A 17,345-nucleotide genomic window follows, 5' to 3' on the forward strand; every position below is an offset into this window, starting at 1 on the left:
CCGGGGCCCAGTAGAGGGCGGGTTATGGCGGGCGCTGTACCCGTCACCAGAACCTGTCCGCCTGGGCCCCGGCCTGCGCCGGGGAAGAAGTAAGGTGAAGCAAGCCCCGCGGCTTACTTACCCTTGTTGAGCCGGTGCTGTTCCATGTCGAGCACCGCACCATCGGCTTCCTCGGGCAACAGCCCGAGCCGGCGGGCGACTTCCTGATACGCTTCGACTTCCCCGCCAAGGTCGCGACGGAAGCGATCCTTGTCGAGCTTCTCGTTGGTGGTCATGTCCCACAGACGGCAACCATCGGGGCTGATTTCGTCGGCGAGGATCACGCGCGGGTAATCATTGTCCCACACGCGCCCGAATTCGAGCTTGAAGTCAACCAGACGGATGCCGATCCCGGCGAACAGGCCGCACAGGAAATCGTTTACGCGAATCGCCAGGTCGGCGATGTCGGCCATTTCTTCTTGGCCCGCCCAGCCGAACGCGGCGATATGCTCGTCGGTGATCATCGGATCGCCGAGCGCATCGTCCTTGTAATAATATTCGATGATCGTGCGGGGCAACTGCGTGCCTTCCTCGATCCCGAGGCGAGTCGAGATCGAGCCCGCCGCCACGTTGCGGACGACGACTTCGATCGGGATGATCTCGACCTGGCGAATCAGCTGTTCGCGCATGTTGAGGCGACGGATGAAGTGGGTGGGCACCCCGATCGCGCCGAGCAGCGTAAAGACGTGCTCGGAAATCCGGTTGTTCAGCACGCCCTTGCCGCTGATCGTGCCCTTTTTCTGGGCATTGAAAGCGGTGGCATCGTCCTTGAAATACTGGATCAGCGTACCCGGCTCAGGACCCTCGTACAGGATCTTGGCCTTGCCTTCGTAGATCTGGCGGCGGCGTGCCATGTTTGCGCTAACCCCTGGAAATGAGCGGCCCCGGCAACGCGGATCACGCGGGCCGGGGCGGGAAGATCACGCCTATACCGGATCGATGCCGGGGGTGCAATCAATCGCTTGGCAGGCGTTTACGTAACCGCGTTGCGCGCCTGATACGCGGGATCGCGGTAGGCACCGCTCGACACGATTTCGCCCAGGATCTCGCCCGCCCGAACGACGTCCGCAAAGCCGAGATACAAGGGCGTCAGGCCGAACCGCAAGATATCGGGATCGCGGAAGTCGCCGATCACGCGGCGATCGATCAGCGCCTGGCAGATGGCGTAGGCATCGGGATGGCGGAACGAGATATGGCTTCCACGTTTTGCCGGATCCGCCGGGCTGACGCAGTCCAGTCCGGCCGCCGCGCCGACCGCCGCCAGCGTATCGAACAAGGCGGCGCTCTTCTCTGCGACCTGCTGCTGATCGACGTCGCGCCAGATGTCGAGGCCGGCTTCCAAAGCGGCCATTCCGAGCATCGGCGGCGTCCCGGCAAGCCAGCGCGTCATGCCGGGCGCGGGGGCATAGGCGTCGGCGAATCCGAACGGTGCCGCATGCCCCATCCAACCCGACAACGGACTGGCGAGCGTGTCCTGCAGCCGTTTGGATACGTAGAGGAAGGCTGGCGCACCGGGGCCGCCGTTGAGATATTTGTAGCCACAGCCGACCGCCATATCCGCCCCGGCACCGTTGAGGTCGATCGGGATTGCGCCGACGCTATGGCTGAGATCCCATAGGGTTAAAGCACCATTCTCACGTGCCTTCGCGGACCACGCTAACATATCGAAACATTCGGATGTTTTGTAATGGACGTGCGTCAGCATCAGCAGCGCGGTCTCGCTGTCGAGCGATGTCGCCAACTGGTCGCGCGCGACGGCGTGGAGACGTGCGCCGGGGACGCAGCCGACCGCGCCTTCGGCGATGTGCAGGTCGGTCGGAAAGTTTCCCGTCTCGCTCAGAATGGTCCCGCGCGGGGTCGCGTGGCGCAGCGCGGCAACAAGCAGTTTGAACAGATTGACCGAGGTCGAATCGGCAACGATCACTTCGTCTTCCGCCGCGCCGATCAGCCGGGCGATCTTGGCGCCGACGCGGCGGGGGGCCTCGATCCAGCCTTCGTTCCAACTGCGAATCAGCCGATCGCCCCATTGCCGCTCCGCCATGTCGGCGAGCGCGGCAGGCGTCGTTCGCGGGAGTGGCCCCAGCGAATTGCCGTCGAGATAGATCACGCCTTCAGGAATGTGAAACGCATCGCGATACGCACGAAGCGGATCGGCGGCATCGCGGGCTTGGGCTTCGGCGAGGGTCATTTCGCAAAAGCCGCGCGGATCAGGCGCTTGGTCGTCGCCCAGGCAGCGGTTTCGGGCGCGACCAGTTCGACGTGCCCGGTTTGCGCAACGATATGCAATTCGGCGCTATCGCCCTTGGCACGCGCGGCGGCGACGTAGGCGGTCCCCATCCGCAGCGGAATGATCTTGTCCTCCTGCCCGTTGACGAGATCCTGCGCCACGCCGAGCGGCAGCAGGCGCGGCACCGACGTGTCCGCATAGACGTCGGGGCGTGAACCGGGTGCCCCGACGAGCTTGCCGACGACCTCGACCCCGCAGCCATTATCCGGGCTGGCGGCGGTGGCCTCGAGATCGGGGAGGCCGCCGAGACTGATCGCATAGGCAATCTTGAGCGGCGACCGGGCATAGAGCGGGCTCGTCCGCGCGATCTTTCCGCGCGCGGCGAGCCACAAGGCGAGATGCCCGCCCGCCGAATGCCCCACCGCGACTACATGCTTCGCATCGAGGTGATATTTGCGCGCGTTGGTCTTCAACGCATCCGCCGCCGCCGCCGCATCCGTGAAGGTCCCCGGATAGCCACCGCCCGGCCGATCGACCCCGCGATAGTCGACGTTCCACACCGCGATGCCGTCCTTGCGCAGATCGTCCGCGATCCAGTTCATCAGACTGCGGTCCGCGATGCTCGTCGTCCAGCAACCCCCGTGAACCATCAGCACGGTCGGGAAGGGCCCCTTGCCCTGCGGCACCCAGACGTCGACCTTCTGATAGGGATCGGTTCCGTAATCGACCGTCGCATCGGGCGCAGGCTTGGCGCGCTCGGTCAGGTCGGGCCAGGTCAGCAAGGGTTTCGGGGCATCCTGCGCGGCAACCGCGACGGGGGTGAGCACCGCGGCGGCGGCGAGGGCGAATCTGAGCATCCCCGCATCGATACGACGCCCCCGCGCGCTTGTCGAAGGGGTGTCACGGTGATCGGATGAGTCGCGGTGGACGGGGGCGGCCCCGGCCTGCTAACCGGAACAGATGGCGACCGACATCATCGACCCCAACGACCCCTTCAACGCGATCGCCGACGCACCGTTCGATAGCGCGCTGTCGGATCGGTATCTGGTCTATGCGCTGTCGACGATCACTGCGCGCTCGCTTCCCGATCTGCGCGACGGGATGAAGCCGGTGCATCGCCGATTGCTGTGGGCGATGCGCGCGTTGCGGATGGACCCCGGCACCGCGTTCAAGAAATCGGCACGCGTCGTCGGCGAAGTCATCGGCAAATACCATCCGCACGGCGACCAGTCAGTCTATGACGCGATGGTCCGGCTCGCGCAGGATTTCTCGGTCCGCTATCCGCTGGTCGAGGGGCAGGGCAATTTCGGCAATATCGACGGGGATAATGCCGCTGCGTTCCGGTACACCGAAGCCCGGCTGACGCAGGTCGCGATCGACCTGATGGCGGGGCTCGACGAGGACGCGGTCGCGTTCAAGCCGACCTACAATAATGAGGAACAGGAGCCCGAGCTGTTCCCCGGCGCCTTCCCCAATTTGCTCGCCAATGGCGCCGCGGGGATCGCGGTCGGCATGGCCACCAACATCCCGCCGCACAATGTCGCCGAACTGTACGACGCCGCGATCGCGCTGATCGACCGATCGGGGGATCTGACCGGGTTCAACATCCTGGATCACGTTCGCGGGCCCGATTTTCCGACCGGCGGACTGGTGGTCGATTCGCCCGCCGCGATCGCGGAGAGCTATGCGACGGGTCGCGGTGGGTTCCGCGTGCGCGCGCGCTGGCAAGTCGAGGATCTCGGGCGCGGGACATGGACCGCGATCGTCACCGAAATTCCATACGGCGTGCAGAAGGGCAAGCTGATCGAGCAGCTCGCCGCGATCGTCAACGACAAGAAGCTGCCGATCATGGCGGACGTCCGCGACGAATCGGACGCGGTGATCCGCATCGTGATCGAACCGCGCAGCCGCACCGTCGACCCGGTCGTGTTAATGGAGAGCCTGTTCAAGCTGTCCGACCTCGAGACACGCTTCAGTCTCAACCTCAACGTGCTCGACGCAAGTCGGACGCCGCGCGTGATGAGCCTGGCCGAGGCGCTCAACGAGTGGATCACGCACCAGTTCATCGTGCTCCAGCGGCGCACGGCGCACCGGCTGGGCAAGATCGCGGACCGGATCGAGCTGCTCGACGGCTATATCGTCGCCTATCTCAACCTTGACCGCGTGATCGAGATCATCCGCACCGAGGACGAGCCCAAGCCGGTGATGATCGCCGAGTTCGGGCTCAACGACCGGCAGGCCGAAGCCATCCTCAACATGCGGCTGCGATCCTTGCGGCGGCTCGAGGAGATGGAGTTGCGCAAGGAGCGCGATACGCTCGACGCGGAGCGCACCGGGCTCGAGGCGCTGCTCGGCAGCGAAGCGCGCCAGCGGACGCGGCTGAAGCGCGACTTCGGCAAGCTGCGCGACCGCTACGGGCCGGAAACCACGCTCGGCAAGCGGCGCACCACGATCGAACAGGCGGCCCCTTTGCGCGACATTCCGCTCGACGCGATGATCGAGCGCGAGCCGATCACCGTCATCCTGTCGCAGCGCGGCTGGATCCGCGCGATGAAGGGGCATGTCGATGCCGCCGGGGTCGCTGCAGTCAAGTTCAAGGACGGCGATGCGCCGCTGTTCGACTTCCACGCGCAGACCACCGACAAGATCCTCGTCGCGGCTGAGAACGGACGGTTCTTTACGCTACCCGCGGACAAGCTGCCCGGCGGGCGCGGGTTCGGCGAGCCGCTCAGGCTGATGATCGATCTCGACGGCGACATCGGGATCGTCGGCGTGTTCCGCTCCAGCCAGTCCGACCGCTGGCTCGTCGCAGCGACCGACGGACGCGGGTTCATCGTCCGTACCGCCGATACGCTGGCGGAGACGCGCAAGGGTAAGACGGTCGTGACGCCGCGGCTGGGCGCCAAGCTCAAGCTGGTCAAGCCGGTCGGGCTCGAGGACGATTACGTCGGTGCGATCGGCGACAATCGCCGACTCCTCGTTTTCCCGCTGAGCGAACTTCCCGAACTGACGCGGGGGCAGGGGGTGCAATTGATGCGCTTCCGGGATGGCGGGCTGTCCGACGCGATCACCTTCGTCTTTGCGAACGGTCTGAGCTGGCAAATGGGCGGCGATACCAAGCGCGTTCGGACCGAAACCGATCTTGGTGCGTGGCGCGCCGCGCGCGGTGCTGCGGGGCGCATGCCGCCCAACGGATTCCCGCGCGACAATCATTTCGGATGAACAGATACGATCGCACATAGAAGCCGCAAGGCGCGAGGTAGGATCCATCTCACGCGGTTTTGCCGCGTCCTACAATGTTCTTTCTGCTCGGCTTCGTTGACCAAATCATCCCTGTTCTGAGCACCGATGCGGCAAGAAATCCGTCATCACGGGCATGGTCGACACCCGGTGGAATCGTACGATTGCAGCGGCTTGTTAACTATTGCGCACTACTACCGAATGCATGGCGCTCAGGACCAAACCCGTCTTGGTGGAAGATCCCGTGGTCAGCGCGCTGACCATGATCGATAACAATGCGCTATCGGTCATGCTGGTGTCCCGCGCGATCGATTTGTTGCCGATCCCCGCTGCGCTGGTTGTCCTTGGGGATGACGGTGTACGCATCGAGGTCTCCAATACCGCGTTCGATCTTGCAGGGCTGGGACCGGGCGAGCGACGGCAATCGCTGGTCGCGCAGATCGAGCCGCAGATCACCGCCTTCATCCGCGGCGAAACCCTGCGCGCCGAATTTCGGATCGATTTCGGCGATCTTGTGGACGGGCGCCATTACCAGGCGACCCTCGCGCGGCTTATCCGCAACCCTGAGCAACGCTGCATTCTGACACTGGTCGACCAGACCGCGGAACTGCGCACCGAACATAATCTGCGGCGCGAGATGCTGACCGATAGCCTCACGGGGCTGCCGAATCGCGCAGGATTCAGTGATCGGCTGGAAGGATTGATCGAGGACCCTGCGACGCGGGAACGATATGCCGTTCTGGTGATCGATCTCGACCGGTTCAGCCGCGTCAACGCCTGCCTGGGGTCGATGGCGGGGGATGAACTGCTCATCACCGTCGCCCGGCGCATGAAGGGCGCGCTTCGGGCGCAGGACGTGCTGGCGCGCACGGGGGGCGACGAGTTCGCGATCCTGTTGACGCTTGAGGATGGCGCAGTCGATGCGGATCACGTGTCTAAACGCATTTTCGGCGCGCTGGCGACGCCATTCCGCTTGTCCGACTTTGAGATCCGGGTCGCCTGTTCGATCGGTATCGCCTTCGGGGCGGCCGAGATCGACGATGCGGAAGAACTGATCCGCCACGCCCAGTTCGCGGTCAAGCGGTCCAAGGTGACGGGCAAGTCCGAAGCATATCAGATTCAGGCGTTCGACATCGCGCGGGAGCAGTTCGGCATCGAAACCGCGCTGCGCCGGGCGATCGAGCGTGGACAGATGCGGCTGTGCTATCAGCCGATCATCGATCTCGCGACCGGCAAGCTCGTCGCCTTCGAATCGCTTGCCCGGTGGCGCGCGGAGGACGGGACCGAATATTCACCCAACGATTTCATTCCCGTCGCCGAGGAATCCGGGCTGATCGTTCCGCTCGGGCGGTGGGCGATCCAGGAAGCGGCGGCGACGCTGGCGGGATGGGATGCGCGCCTCGGCGGGGATTGCGGCATCAAGCTTGCGGTCAACCTATCCGCAATCCAGTTGCAGCGCGACGCGATTGCGCCGGTGGTCCAGGCGGCGCTCGACTGCAATGGTCTCAATGGGGACCGTTTCACGCTCGAATTGACTGAAAGTGCGCTGGTTAGCGATCCCGATCGGATCGCAACGATCATGCACGCGCTCAAGGCGCTGGGCACGACGATCGCAATGGACGATTTCGGAACGGGCTATTCCAATCTCGCCTATCTGCAGAAACTGCCGATCGACGTGCTCAAGATCGACCGCAGCTTCGTGACGGGTATGCTCGCGGATCGCGACAAGATCGCCATCGTCCGAGCGATTCTCAGCTTGGCGCAGGCGCTTGGGATGCAGACCACCGCCGAGGGGATCGAGACGGTCGAGCTGTCGCAGACGCTCGCCGCGCTTGGCTGCTCCTACGGTCAAGGATACTTCTTCGCGCGGCCGCTTGAGGCGGACGCTGCTTACGCGATGCTGCTCGATCGCTGCCACTGATCGACGGCATCGTCCGCGAGCTGCGCGGTGCGATCGGCATCGGGGAAGCCTTCGGCAACCCACGCATCCTCGACCTGCCGCAATAACCGCGCAACATCGGGTCCCTTTCCGACGCCGCGCTGGACCAGCGCGCCACCGGTGAGGGGGAAGGCCGGGATCTCAAAACCGACGATCGCGCGCGCGCCCTCCACCGCCTCTGCACCCGACGTGGTCAGCAACCAGCGATCCAGCGCCCCGTCGCAACCGAAGCGATAGGCGAGGGTTTGCGGCGTGTCCCCGGGCTCCCGCTCCGGTCCACTCAGCGCCAGGATCAGGCGCCGACGCTGAGCGTTCGAAAACTTAAGCCTGTTTGCAATGACTTCGGCCATGGTAGGGTCATGCGGCAGCAGCGCAGCAAGACGGCGCAGCGGATCGGGCTGCAGACCGGCTGCCGTTTCGTGCTGTGCGACCTTGGCCATCTTGGCGACCCCGGCGGCGGTGATCTCAGGCAATACGGGCAGCAGGATGCTGTGGGCGATCATCAGCTCGAGCGTCGGCACAGCGCCCCGTGCGACCAGCAGCTTGAGCATCTCTGCCGCGATTCGTTCGCGCGACAGCGCCATCAGGTCGTTCGCGCGGGCGGTGCAGGCGGCGAGACCGTCGGGATCGGGCACGTCGCCAAAGCGCGCGTGAAAGCGGAAGAAACGCAGGATCCGCAAATGATCCTCGGCGATCCGCTGCAAGGGATCCCCGATGAACCGGACCCGGCCCGCTGCCAGATCATCGATGCCCCCGAAATAGTCGAAGATTTCCCCCGTGGCGGGGTCGGCATAGAGCGCGTTCATCGTAAAATCACGCCGCGCCGCGTCCTCGCGCCAATCGTCGGTGAAGGCGACGACCGCGTGGCGTCCATCGGTCGACACGTCGCGCCGCAGCGTCGTCACCTCGACCGGCCCGTCCGCCAGCACCGCGGTAATCGTGCCGTGTGCAAGGCCAGTCGGCACCGCCTTGATCCGCGCGCGCTGGAGCGCTGCCAGGACGTCTTCGGGTGCCTGTCGCGTCGCCAGATCGATATCCGACACCGCACAGCCGAGCAGCGTATCGCGCACTGCGCCGCCGACGACGCGCGTATCCCCCGCGTCCGCTCGGAGGACGCGGCACAGGTCCTGCAACTCTGCCCGGTCGCGCCACGCGGCAGGGGGAAGGGTCACGCGTTCCACCGCAGCCTCCGCGACAGGTTGACGATCATCGCAGCGGTCGCGCCCCAGATCCGGTGTTCCTCCCAGAAGATCTCGTAATAGTGGCGGTTGCGCCCCTGCCATTCGACGCTGGCCTCGACGTGGTTGCCCGAATCGAGCAGGAAGCCGAGCGGGACTTCGAACACGGTGGCAACCTCGGCGGGGTTGGGGGTGAAGACCAAGTCGGGCGGCACCACGCCAATGACCGGAGTCACTTCGAAGCCGGTGACGGTGCGATAACGATCCGCCTCGCCGACGACGCGCACGGCGTCGCGGGGGAGGGCGATCTCCTCTTCGGCCTCGCGTAGTGCCGCCGCGATCGCGTCTGGATCGCCGGGGTCGATCCGGCCACCGGGGAAGGCGACCTGACCTGCATGACGCGTCATCGTATCGGTCCGCCGCGTCAGGATCACGCCGGGTTCGGCGCGGTCGGTCACGGGCACCAGCACCGCCGCCTGCATGAGCGCAGACGGCAGCGGATCATGGTCGACATGGTCGCCGGTCAGCAACACGGCGTTGATCGCGGGCCCGCTCGAAAGCGCTTGCCCAAGGCGCGAGACGAGAGTCATTCCGCTGGCTCGATCGGGAAAAAGGTTCCGGCACTCCACACGCCGGGGGGCGCGTCGCGGCCATCGATCGCGCGCTGGGCCAGATCGTAATAAACCGTCCGCCCGATCACCGCATCCAGGCCGCCGCGGACGTGCAGATACGGGCGTGGCCCATCCTCGCGGTGTTCGAAGCGCAGCGGGTGCTCCGCGTCCGCGGTGACGATGTCGCCGGTATTGAGCTTGAATACGAGAATCGCATCGCGACCGTCGCGCTCCACCTTCAACTCGACCGCGACGAACGGTGCATCCTCGACCTCGATGTCGAGCTTTTCGACGGGCGTGACGAGCACATAGCTGCCATCCGCCTCGCGCCGGAGGATCGTCGAGAACAGGCGAACCATCGCGGGTCGGCCGATCGGCGAGCCCTGGTGAAACCACGTGCCATCGCGCGCGATCCGCATTTCGCTGTCGCCACAATGCGTCGGGTTCCAACGCTCTATCGGCGGCAGCTTATGATCCTGCGCCAGCCGGGCAATGTCGGCGAGCGAGAGGGATGAAAGATCGGGGATCGGCTCCATGGGCATGTCGCAGGCGGTAGGACAGCGCGGTGCAGGCGTAAAGCGATGCCTGAGCGGAGTAGCGTGAAGGTCGCTCAGACCAGCGCGTGGATGCGGGGACCGAGGATCCCGGCGCCGTCGGGCACGGCGCTGCCGCGCGCCAGCAGGCGATGCCGCTCGACCGGACCGGGCACGCGCCAACGCGTCGTCCGGCTGGCGTCGAAGCCGAAGAACCGCCCGTAATATTCCGGGTCGCCGATCAGCGTCAGGGCATCGGCCATGTCATGCTCTGCCGCAGCATCGAGCGCGTGGCTGGTCAGCATCCTGCCAATGCCGCCCTGCTGGTGTGCGGGGTCGACCGCGACCGGACCGATCTGAACCATATTCACATCGGTCGAGTCATCGCCCGCGAAGCGGATCGGCCAGCACTGGATCGTGCCGAGCAGCAGCGTGCCGGACAGCGCCGCGAAGCTCGCTTCGGGAATCACCGACATCCCCGCGCGAATACGGTAGGCGGTGCGCTCGTGACGCGCCGCGCCGAACGCGTGATCGAGCAGCATCTCGACGCGTTCGGCGGCGATGTGCGCAATCGGTACGATATCGATCGGGCTGTCGATCTTGGGGGCGACCACAGGCGTGTCCTCACCGCCGTACAGTCCCGGATGGACCGACGGGGCCGCGCGCTTTAGCCTTCGCGCGGGCGAACGCAAGAAAGAAGGAGTCTTCGCCATGAAACTCTTCGATGCCGACTGGGCACCAAGCCCGCGGCGCGTCCGGATCTATTTGGCGGAAAAGCAGATCACGGTCGAGCGCGCGGTGATTGACTTGCGCGAGGACGAACAGTTCAGCGAAGCCTATCTTGCGATGAACCCGCGCGGGATCGTCCCGGCGCTGCAATTCGACGATGGCGAAGTCCTGTGCGAGTCCGCGGCGATCTGCCGGTATTTTGAAGCAATGGGAGATCCATCCGCCCTGTTCGGCGAAACCCCGCGTGACATCGCGCGGATAGAAAGCTGGACCCGGCGGATCGAGAACGAAGCCTATGCCGCAGTCGTCTATGTGCTTCGCAATCAGCGCGCGGCGTTTCGGGATCGCGGCGTGGCGGGGAAGTGGCCGGCGATTCCGCAGATCCCCGAACTGGTCGAGCGCGGGCGTCTGATGTGGGACGCGTTCATGCTCGGGCTGGATACGCACCTTGCAAGCCGTTCGTGGATCGCAACGGAAGCGTATAGCTTTGCGGACATTTCGGCGTTGGTGACGGTGGATTTCGCCAAGGCGGTACGGTTGACGATGCCGGATCGGGCCAGCCATGTGGCGCGCTGGCATGCCGCGGCGACCGCGCGGCCCAGCGCTGCCGCGTGAGCACGGTTCCCCTGTCGCATCGATCTGCTATGGCGCGCCGATATTCCTTAGACGCGACCGAATGAAGGGCTTCCCTTGGACGACCGATTGACGCTGAACGTGCACGACCTCGAGGTGCAGGTGCTGACCGGCATCTATTCAGAGGAAACACATCTGCCGCAGCCGCTGCGCATCTCGCTGACGGTCGATCTGACGGTACCCGAGCGCTATACGCCGGACACGCCGCTCAGCGCGTCCAAGAACTATCTCGATCTCAAGCACGCCGCGACGACGGCGTTGCCGGAAGGCGTCCACTTCACGCTGATCGAGGCGGTGGCGGATCACATTTGCGAGACGCTGTTCCTGCAGGACAAGCGCGTGACCCGGGTCGAGGTGACGATCGTCAAGCTCGCGATTGCGGAAGCGGGCGAATCGATCGGGATCACGCTGACGCGGCATCGGCGGTGACGTCGCGGTGCTGAGCAACGCGGTCGCAGCAGCACTGGCGGGGCAGGCTGCGGTGGTCGTGGCGGATGCAACTGTCGCCCTGACCGATGTGCTAGCATCGTTGCGGACAGTATCGCCGGACGACGCGGTCATCGTCCTGATCCTGCCTGACGTGCCCGCGATCAACCGTGCGATGCTGTTGGCGGCGCTGGGGCCTCTCGCGATCGAACTGGCACCGCGGCGAATCGCTGCGATCGACGTGACTACGAACGCCGCGACCGAACGCGTCATTGCGGCGGGGCAGTATCTCGCGTCGGCATGCTCCATTACGGGACAGTCCCTGCGGGTAACCTGACCCGCGGACACGGCTCCGTCGAGGCGTCCTACGCGCCCGTGCGCCCCGCTGCGCGACCACAACTGCCGAGGCCGCTCATGATGGTGGCGTAATCCTCGGCCACGATCGCATTGTCGGCTTCGCTGCCGTGCAGCGCGGCGTCAGGCAACGTTGCGGGAAGGCTGCATGCCAGACGATACCACAGCAGTGTGTCACGCGGCGGGGGCGGCGCGGACTGATCGACGACTTCGCTGAGCGCGACCGACCAGCGCGGCGGCTGATCAGGACGACGCTGTACGTTGAGCGAAATCGGGCGGTGGTCTGCGGTCGTAAGGAAGATCTGCGTCTCGCCTTCGCCCGGCAGGTCGCCCGAGGTGTAGAACGCGTTGCCGATCCCAGTGACGGTCGGTGGCGTATCCGGTGCGAGCACTTCGCGAACGATCCGCCGTGTCAGCGCCTCGTTGCTCGCGGTCCAGTTGCGCTGGGCATCGGAGCGGACCAACTGGATCTGCCCTTGGTTGTTTGCGACACCGCGCGCGAACAGCAACACGCGCATCTTGCGGTACCGTGGAGGACGACCACGCGAATCCAATGGCACGTCGATCGTATACCCGATTCTCGGCGGCACGGCTCCGGTTCCACGAATCAAAGCCGTCACATCGGCCTCGATGTACAGTCGCACGGCATTTTGTGGGACATTTGGAGCTTCCGCCGGTTTCAGCCGGACTTCGCTTCGAACCGTCGCGTCGACGATCACGGGTGAGGCCACCACCAGGTCGGCGTAATCCGAATAGGGTACTGCGGTTAACGAAGGAGAAACCGCGGATTCCAGCGCCTTCGGTGGTGTTTGCTGCATTGCAGCAAGACTGGAAGCGGTTGCCAGAAGACAGGTAGCAAGCAGCCATTTGGGAACGTAGTTCATGCGTATCCGATACCCGACCGTGCCAGTTTTAAACAGAAATAATTCTGCCATGCATAGCTTGTACGTTTGTTGCGTCAGACAAAGCGTTTGCGTCGTGGTTTTTGGCGCGATAGAGGTTAGGGCCTGTCCAGGATACATTAACCCATGACAGGCCGGATAACGAGCGGACGTTACGGATCGGGCTTGGACCGTCGTGCCGGAATAGAGGAGTTTCGTTTCTGAATGGCTTACGCTGATCGCAATACAAGTGGCAGCCGCGCCGTGTCGATCGTGATCGTTTCGGTCATCGTCGCACTGTTCGCGTGGGGCTTCGTGAACGGTCTGACCTTCAAATATATCAAGAAGGTTACCGAGAAGTTAAACACGTTCGACGTCGTCGAGCCGCCACCACCGCCGCCTGACAAGCCGCCGCCCCCGCCGCCCGAACAGCCGCAGCTGCAGACCCCGCCGGTCGTGTCGCCGCCGCCAATCGTGCGCGTGCAGGCTCCGCCGCCGCCGGTCACCACCGTCATCACCCCGCCGCCATCCGCGCCCATCACGGTCGTGGCTGCTGCGCCGGCTCCCGTGCCGGTTCCGGCACCGCCTGCGGCACCGACCGTCAGCAAGGCGGCAGGACCCAAGGGGAACCCGGCCGACTGGATCACGAACGACGATTACCCGTCGGACGCGCTGAGTGCGGAAGCACAGGGCACGACCAAGATCCGTTGGGACATCAGCCCGGCAGGCCGCGTCGAGAATTGCACGATCGTCGCATCCAGCGGCAACTCGTCGCTCGATCGCGCAGCCTGTAGCGCGTTGACGCGGCGTGGGCGCTATTCGCCCGCGCTGGATCAGAACGGTGCGCCGATGCGGACCAGCGGCCAGTCGCGCAACGTCGTTTGGCGTCTGCCAGAATAAACCCAATCCTAGCCGTGAGGGCCTGCGAAGGGGCCCCATGGTGATCTTGTCGAGAAGGAAGTCCTCTAATGTCCATTATCATCCTCGCTGCCGAAGGTTCGGCTGCAGACAATTTCGGCTTCATGAACGCGATGAAGCAGGGCGGCCCCGTCACGTGGACGACCGCTGCGATCCTGACGATCTTCCTGTTCTTCACGCTCTACATCCTGTTCACCAAGATTTTCGAGCAGCAGAAGATCATCAACCAGGGCCGTCGCGTCCGGGCAACCTTCTGGAATTCGAACTCGCTGAAGGAAGGCGCTGCCAAGCTCGAGAAGAACTCGGCTTACAAGCAGATCGTCGATGACGGCCTGGCCGCTCAGGAGCAGCACGGCCGCCTGACCGATCCGGTCGAGGCACATGACTGGCTCCACGGTTCGCTCTCGCGTTCGGAAGCCATCATCAACTCGCAGCTGGGCGGCGGTCTCGCCTTCCTCGCAACGGTCGGCGCAACCGCACCGTTCGTCGGTCTGTTCGGTACGGTGCTTGGTATTTACCGCGCACTGATCGGCATCGGCCAGGCTGGCCAGGCATCGATCGACAAGGTCGCAGGCCCGGTCGGTGAGTCGCTGATCATGACCGCTTTCGGTCTGGTCGTCGCGGTTCCCGCAGTGCTCGCGTTCAACTACCTGCAGCGCCGCAACAAGGCGATCGCAGAGCACCTGAGCGCGTTCTCGACCGACGTTCTCGGCTACCTCGCTTCGGACGGCGCAGTTCGCCCGGCAGCAACGCGCGCAGCGGCACCGGTCAAGGGTGCAGCGGTCGTTGGTGGCACGAAGGCGGCTGCTCCCGGCACGACGACTGCCGGCCAGGCAGGTGGCGTCCAGACGCGCGTCTAAGGACGATACGGGGTCGTCCAACCGGGCGACCCCGCTTTTCTAGCCACTCGGACGTGCCGGGTGGCCTGACTGATACGGATAGGATGGCCTTTCATGGCGATTAGTACTGGTGGTGCAGAAGACGCCCCGATGTCCGACATCAACACGACCCCGCTCGTGGACGTCATGTTGGTGTTGCTGATCATCTTCCTCATCACGGTTCCGGCGATTGTGCAGAGCGTCAAGCTGAAGCTGCCAGACGTTAAGTACGACCCGACCGTGACCAAGCCCGAGAACGTCTCGCTCTCGATCACGCGCGAACCCGGCGGCGCCTGCGCCGTTTACTGGGGTCTGACCCGCGTGACGCATGAAGAACTGCTCAAGCGCGCGACTGACAAGCTCGAGGAAATCGTCAAGAAGGCAGGTGGCGCCGCCAACCTGACGACCGAGGATCTCCCCGAGGCACATATCCGCGGCGACGTGGAAACGCCGTACCGGTGCATTGGTGGTGCAATCTACACGATGCAGTCGGCAGGTTTCGCCAAGGTCGGCTTCATTTCCGAGCCGCCCCCCACCGGCGGTCCGTCATCGTAAGCGTGCGCTAGCACCGAGGAGTAATACCCATGGCTATGAGTGTAGGCGGCGCCGAAGGCGAGCCCATGATGGACATGAACACGACGCCGTTGATCGACGTCATGCTCGTGCTCCTCATCATGTTCATCATCACGATCCCGATCCAGACCCACGCGGTTAAGGTCGATCTGCCGATCAACGACCCGAACCAGGTCAAGCCGGCAGTCGATCCGCAGAAGAACAAGATCGTCATCACGCCAGACGGCGTGGTTCTGTGGAACGGCGCACCGACCGACGCGGCGACCCTGCAGCAGTATCTGACGCAGACGACTCAGCTGAACCCGGAGCCGGAACTTCACTTCCAGCCCGATCCGGCTGCGCGCTACGAAAAGGTCGATCAGGTCCTTGCGATCATCAAGCGGTCGAACGTTTCCAAGCTCGGCTTCATCGGCAACGAGCAATATCGCAACGAATTCTAATCGTTAGAATATAGTTGAGGTTTCAAGGCGGTCCTTCGGGGCCGCCTTTTTTTCGTCCATGCGTAACGGGCGTCATCCGAAAATCCGCCTTGCTGCCGTTTCACATATATGACACGTTAGTGTCACAAAAATGAAACCTTCCGATATTGGAAGGGCGAGGAGGTGGAGTGGTGAAAACCTTGCAATTTGTGGCTGCGACGGCAGCCTTGTTCGTGGCAGCACCCGCGGTCGCGCAGGACGACTATAACGGCGCGACGCAGATCCTGCAGGGCGACTATGCCAGTGCGGAAAAGGTCATCCTCAAACAGCAACGGATGTTTCCGGGGGATGCAGATCTCCTGCTCAATCTCGCGCGCATCTATAGCCTGACGGGCCGCACCAGCGAGGCGCGTGCGACCTACAGCGCCGTGCTTGCACGCCCCGATGACCTGATGGATCTGCCCAACGCGGCGCGACCGCAGTCTTCCCATGCACTGGCAGGTGCCGCGTTGCGACGGCTCGACGGCTATCAGATCACAGCGCGCTAAGGCTTTTAGCGAGCATGACCCGGGGGGGTGTCGGCGTGTTAACGGGCCGGCAGCCTGGGCCCAGGTAAGCGCGCGCGCCGTCTGCTTTGGTCGTGAGAAGCTGGAGGGTTATGGCCCGTTACGGGCGAGACCGCTCACAGGCGCGGCAACGTGACTCCGCGCTGTCCCATGTATTTGCCCGCACGATCGGCATAGCTCGTCTCGCACGGCTCGTTCCCTTCGAGGAATAGAAACTGACACGCGCCCTCGTTGGCGTAGATCTTCGCGGGCAATGGCGTCGTGTTCGAGAATTCGAGCGTGACATGGCCTTCCCAGCCGGGCTCTAGCGGCGTCACGTTGACGATGATTCCGCAGCGGGCATAAGTCGACTTGCCCAAACAAATGACCAGCACGTCCCGCGGAACGCGGAAATACTCGACCGTCCGCGCCAGTGCGAAACTGTTCGGCGGGATGATGCAGCAGTCGGTCTTGCGATCGACAAAGCTGTTCGACGCGAAATCCTTCGGGTCGACGATGACGCTGTCGATGTTGGTGAACACCTTGAACTCGTCAGACACGCGGGCGTCATAGCCGTAGGACGACAGGCCGTAGCTGATGCACCCGTCACGCTTCTGCCCATCGACGAACGGCTCGATCATGCCATGCGCAAGCGCTTGCTCACGAATCCAGCGGTCGGACATGATCGACATGCAATGCTCCTAGAAAGGTGTGCCCGTTTCGCGCGATCGACCGCGGCAGGCAAGAACGTTCAGACCGGCTTGCCGTGCCCGAGGTCCGCAGGGCCGAATGCATGCGGCAGAAGCTCCGATAGCGGATAGCGCTCGATCTGGTCGCCTTCTGCCGGGCCGCAATAGACAACCACGTCGCGACCGCCGATTTGCGCAGCTTCGTTGATGACCTGACGGCAGCGACCGCACGGGCCGACCGGCGCGGTGCCGGTCGGGCGACCGTGCGCGTCCATCGCCCCGCCGATGATGCCGATCGCGACCACGCGCGCCAGATCGCCCGCGCTGTTGACGGTGGCAAGCGCGACTGTCTCTGCGCAAAGCGACAGACCGTAGCTCGCATTCTCGAAATTGGCCGCGGTGACGATGCGCCCGTCGTCGAGCAATACCGCCGCGCCAACCGCGAAGCGCGAGTATGGCGCATGCGCGTTACGCGCCGCCGTGCGGGCTGCGGCGATGAGGGTGGCTCCGGTGGACGAATCGGTCATGGCAGC

20 protein-coding genes are annotated in these 17,345 nt (G+C 64.3%); 10 read left to right on the plus strand and 10 right to left on the minus strand.

Features of this window, described 5'->3' with window-relative positions; genetic code table 11:
• Positions 1-113 precede the first annotated feature (113 nt).
• The 3 genes from purC to ABIC17_RS05335 form a co-directional block, all read right to left on the minus strand.
• Positions 114-893 (minus strand): phosphoribosylaminoimidazolesuccinocarboxamide synthase, encoded by a 780-nt coding sequence (gene purC, locus ABIC17_RS05325; protein WP_354279811.1) that lies wholly within the window; start codon positions 891-893, stop codon positions 114-116.
• 119 nt (positions 894-1,012) lie between these two features.
• Positions 1,013-2,227 (minus strand): kynureninase, encoded by a 1,215-nt coding sequence (gene kynU, locus ABIC17_RS05330; RefSeq protein WP_354279813.1) that lies wholly within the window; start codon positions 2,225-2,227, stop codon positions 1,013-1,015.
• Entirely contained in the window at positions 2,224-3,123 is a 900-nt protein-coding gene (locus ABIC17_RS05335) for an alpha/beta hydrolase family protein (protein WP_354279815.1), read from the minus strand. The genes kynU and ABIC17_RS05335 overlap by 4 nt, the downstream gene beginning before the upstream one ends.
• 103 nt (positions 3,124-3,226) lie before the next feature.
• Between ABIC17_RS05335 and parC the strand changes: the two genes are divergently transcribed.
• A complete protein-coding gene (parC, locus tag ABIC17_RS05340; RefSeq protein ID WP_354279817.1) occupies positions 3,227-5,488 on the plus strand; it encodes a DNA topoisomerase IV subunit A in 2,262 nt (753 codons plus the stop codon).
• Positions 5,489-5,711: 223 nt separating this feature from the next.
• The gene (locus ABIC17_RS05345) at positions 5,712-7,427 is read left to right on the plus strand and encodes a putative bifunctional diguanylate cyclase/phosphodiesterase (protein ID WP_354279819.1); all 1,716 of its coding nucleotides are present in this window, start codon (positions 5,712-5,714) and stop codon (positions 7,425-7,427) included.
• Here ABIC17_RS05345 and ABIC17_RS05350 read toward each other — a convergent pair.
• The 4 genes from ABIC17_RS05350 to ABIC17_RS05365 form a co-directional block, all read right to left on the minus strand.
• Positions 7,397-8,626, minus strand: coding sequence for a CCA tRNA nucleotidyltransferase (locus ABIC17_RS05350; protein WP_354279821.1), 1,230 nt, complete (start codon positions 8,624-8,626; stop codon positions 7,397-7,399). The genes ABIC17_RS05345 and ABIC17_RS05350 overlap by 31 nt on opposite strands.
• Positions 8,614-9,213 (minus strand): CoA pyrophosphatase, encoded by a 600-nt coding sequence (locus tag ABIC17_RS05355; protein ID WP_354279823.1) that lies wholly within the window; start codon positions 9,211-9,213, stop codon positions 8,614-8,616. Before ABIC17_RS05355 ends, ABIC17_RS05350 begins: the two co-directional genes overlap by 13 nt.
• Complete coding sequence (locus ABIC17_RS05360) at positions 9,210-9,776, minus strand: DUF1285 domain-containing protein (protein ID WP_354279825.1); 567 nt, start codon at positions 9,774-9,776, stop codon at positions 9,210-9,212. Before ABIC17_RS05360 ends, ABIC17_RS05355 begins: the two co-directional genes overlap by 4 nt.
• 68 nt (positions 9,777-9,844) lie before the next feature.
• Positions 9,845-10,309: a GNAT family N-acetyltransferase gene (locus tag ABIC17_RS05365; RefSeq protein WP_354280575.1), complete on the minus strand. Its 465-nt coding sequence runs from the start codon at positions 10,307-10,309 to the stop codon at positions 9,845-9,847.
• A 169-nt stretch (positions 10,310-10,478) separates the two neighbouring features.
• Between ABIC17_RS05365 and ABIC17_RS05370 the strand changes: the two genes are divergently transcribed.
• The 3 genes from ABIC17_RS05370 to ABIC17_RS05380 all read left to right on the plus strand — a co-directional run bounded on the left by ABIC17_RS05370 (position 10,479) and on the right by ABIC17_RS05380 (position 11,892).
• Positions 10,479-11,111, plus strand: a complete 633-nt coding sequence (locus ABIC17_RS05370; protein WP_354279826.1) for a glutathione S-transferase family protein — start codon at positions 10,479-10,481, stop codon at positions 11,109-11,111.
• Positions 11,112-11,186: 75 nt separating this feature from the next.
• A complete protein-coding gene (locus tag ABIC17_RS05375; protein ID WP_354279828.1) occupies positions 11,187-11,558 on the plus strand; it encodes a dihydroneopterin aldolase in 372 nt (123 codons plus the stop codon).
• A 7-nt stretch (positions 11,559-11,565) separates the two neighbouring features.
• Positions 11,566-11,892, plus strand: a complete 327-nt coding sequence (locus ABIC17_RS05380; protein ID WP_354279830.1) for a Rossmann fold domain-containing protein — start codon at positions 11,566-11,568, stop codon at positions 11,890-11,892.
• Between the two features lie 28 nt (positions 11,893-11,920).
• Here the strand turns inward: ABIC17_RS05380 and ABIC17_RS05385 are convergent, their stop codons facing one another.
• Entirely contained in the window at positions 11,921-12,931 is a 1,011-nt protein-coding gene (locus ABIC17_RS05385) for a hypothetical protein (RefSeq protein WP_354279831.1), read from the minus strand.
• A gap of 84 nt (positions 12,932-13,015) precedes the next feature.
• Here ABIC17_RS05385 and ABIC17_RS05390 point away from each other — a divergent pair, with 84 nt between their 5' ends.
• From ABIC17_RS05390 to ABIC17_RS05410, 5 genes are all read left to right on the plus strand, one after another.
• On the plus strand, positions 13,016-13,690 hold the full coding sequence (locus ABIC17_RS05390; protein ID WP_354279833.1) for an energy transducer TonB: 675 nt from the start codon (positions 13,016-13,018) through the stop codon (positions 13,688-13,690).
• Between the two features lie 68 nt (positions 13,691-13,758).
• Positions 13,759-14,568 (plus strand): MotA/TolQ/ExbB proton channel family protein, encoded by an 810-nt coding sequence (locus tag ABIC17_RS05395; protein WP_354279835.1) that lies wholly within the window; start codon positions 13,759-13,761, stop codon positions 14,566-14,568.
• Positions 14,569-14,661: 93 nt separating this feature from the next.
• On the plus strand, positions 14,662-15,141 hold the full coding sequence (locus tag ABIC17_RS05400) for an ExbD/TolR family protein (RefSeq protein WP_354279837.1): 480 nt from the start codon (positions 14,662-14,664) through the stop codon (positions 15,139-15,141).
• 29 nt (positions 15,142-15,170) lie between these two features.
• Positions 15,171-15,599, plus strand: coding sequence for an ExbD/TolR family protein (locus tag ABIC17_RS05405; RefSeq protein WP_354279838.1), 429 nt, complete (start codon positions 15,171-15,173; stop codon positions 15,597-15,599).
• A gap of 170 nt (positions 15,600-15,769) precedes the next feature.
• Positions 15,770-16,126, plus strand: a complete 357-nt coding sequence (locus ABIC17_RS05410; protein WP_354279840.1) for a tetratricopeptide repeat protein — start codon at positions 15,770-15,772, stop codon at positions 16,124-16,126.
• Positions 16,127-16,260: 134 nt separating this feature from the next.
• Here the strand turns inward: ABIC17_RS05410 and dcd are convergent, their stop codons facing one another.
• A complete protein-coding gene (gene dcd / locus ABIC17_RS05415; RefSeq protein ID WP_010162822.1) occupies positions 16,261-16,815 on the minus strand; it encodes a dCTP deaminase in 555 nt (184 codons plus the stop codon).
• Positions 16,816-16,874: 59 nt separating this feature from the next.
• Positions 16,875-17,339: a cytidine deaminase gene (locus ABIC17_RS05420; protein ID WP_354279842.1), complete on the minus strand. Its 465-nt coding sequence runs from the start codon at positions 17,337-17,339 to the stop codon at positions 16,875-16,877.
• Positions 17,340-17,345: the final 6 nt, after the last annotated feature.

The organism is Sphingomonas sp. PvP056 (assembly GCF_040549155.1).
In the GTDB taxonomy this organism is placed as follows: Bacteria; Pseudomonadota; Alphaproteobacteria; order Sphingomonadales; family Sphingomonadaceae; genus Sphingomonas.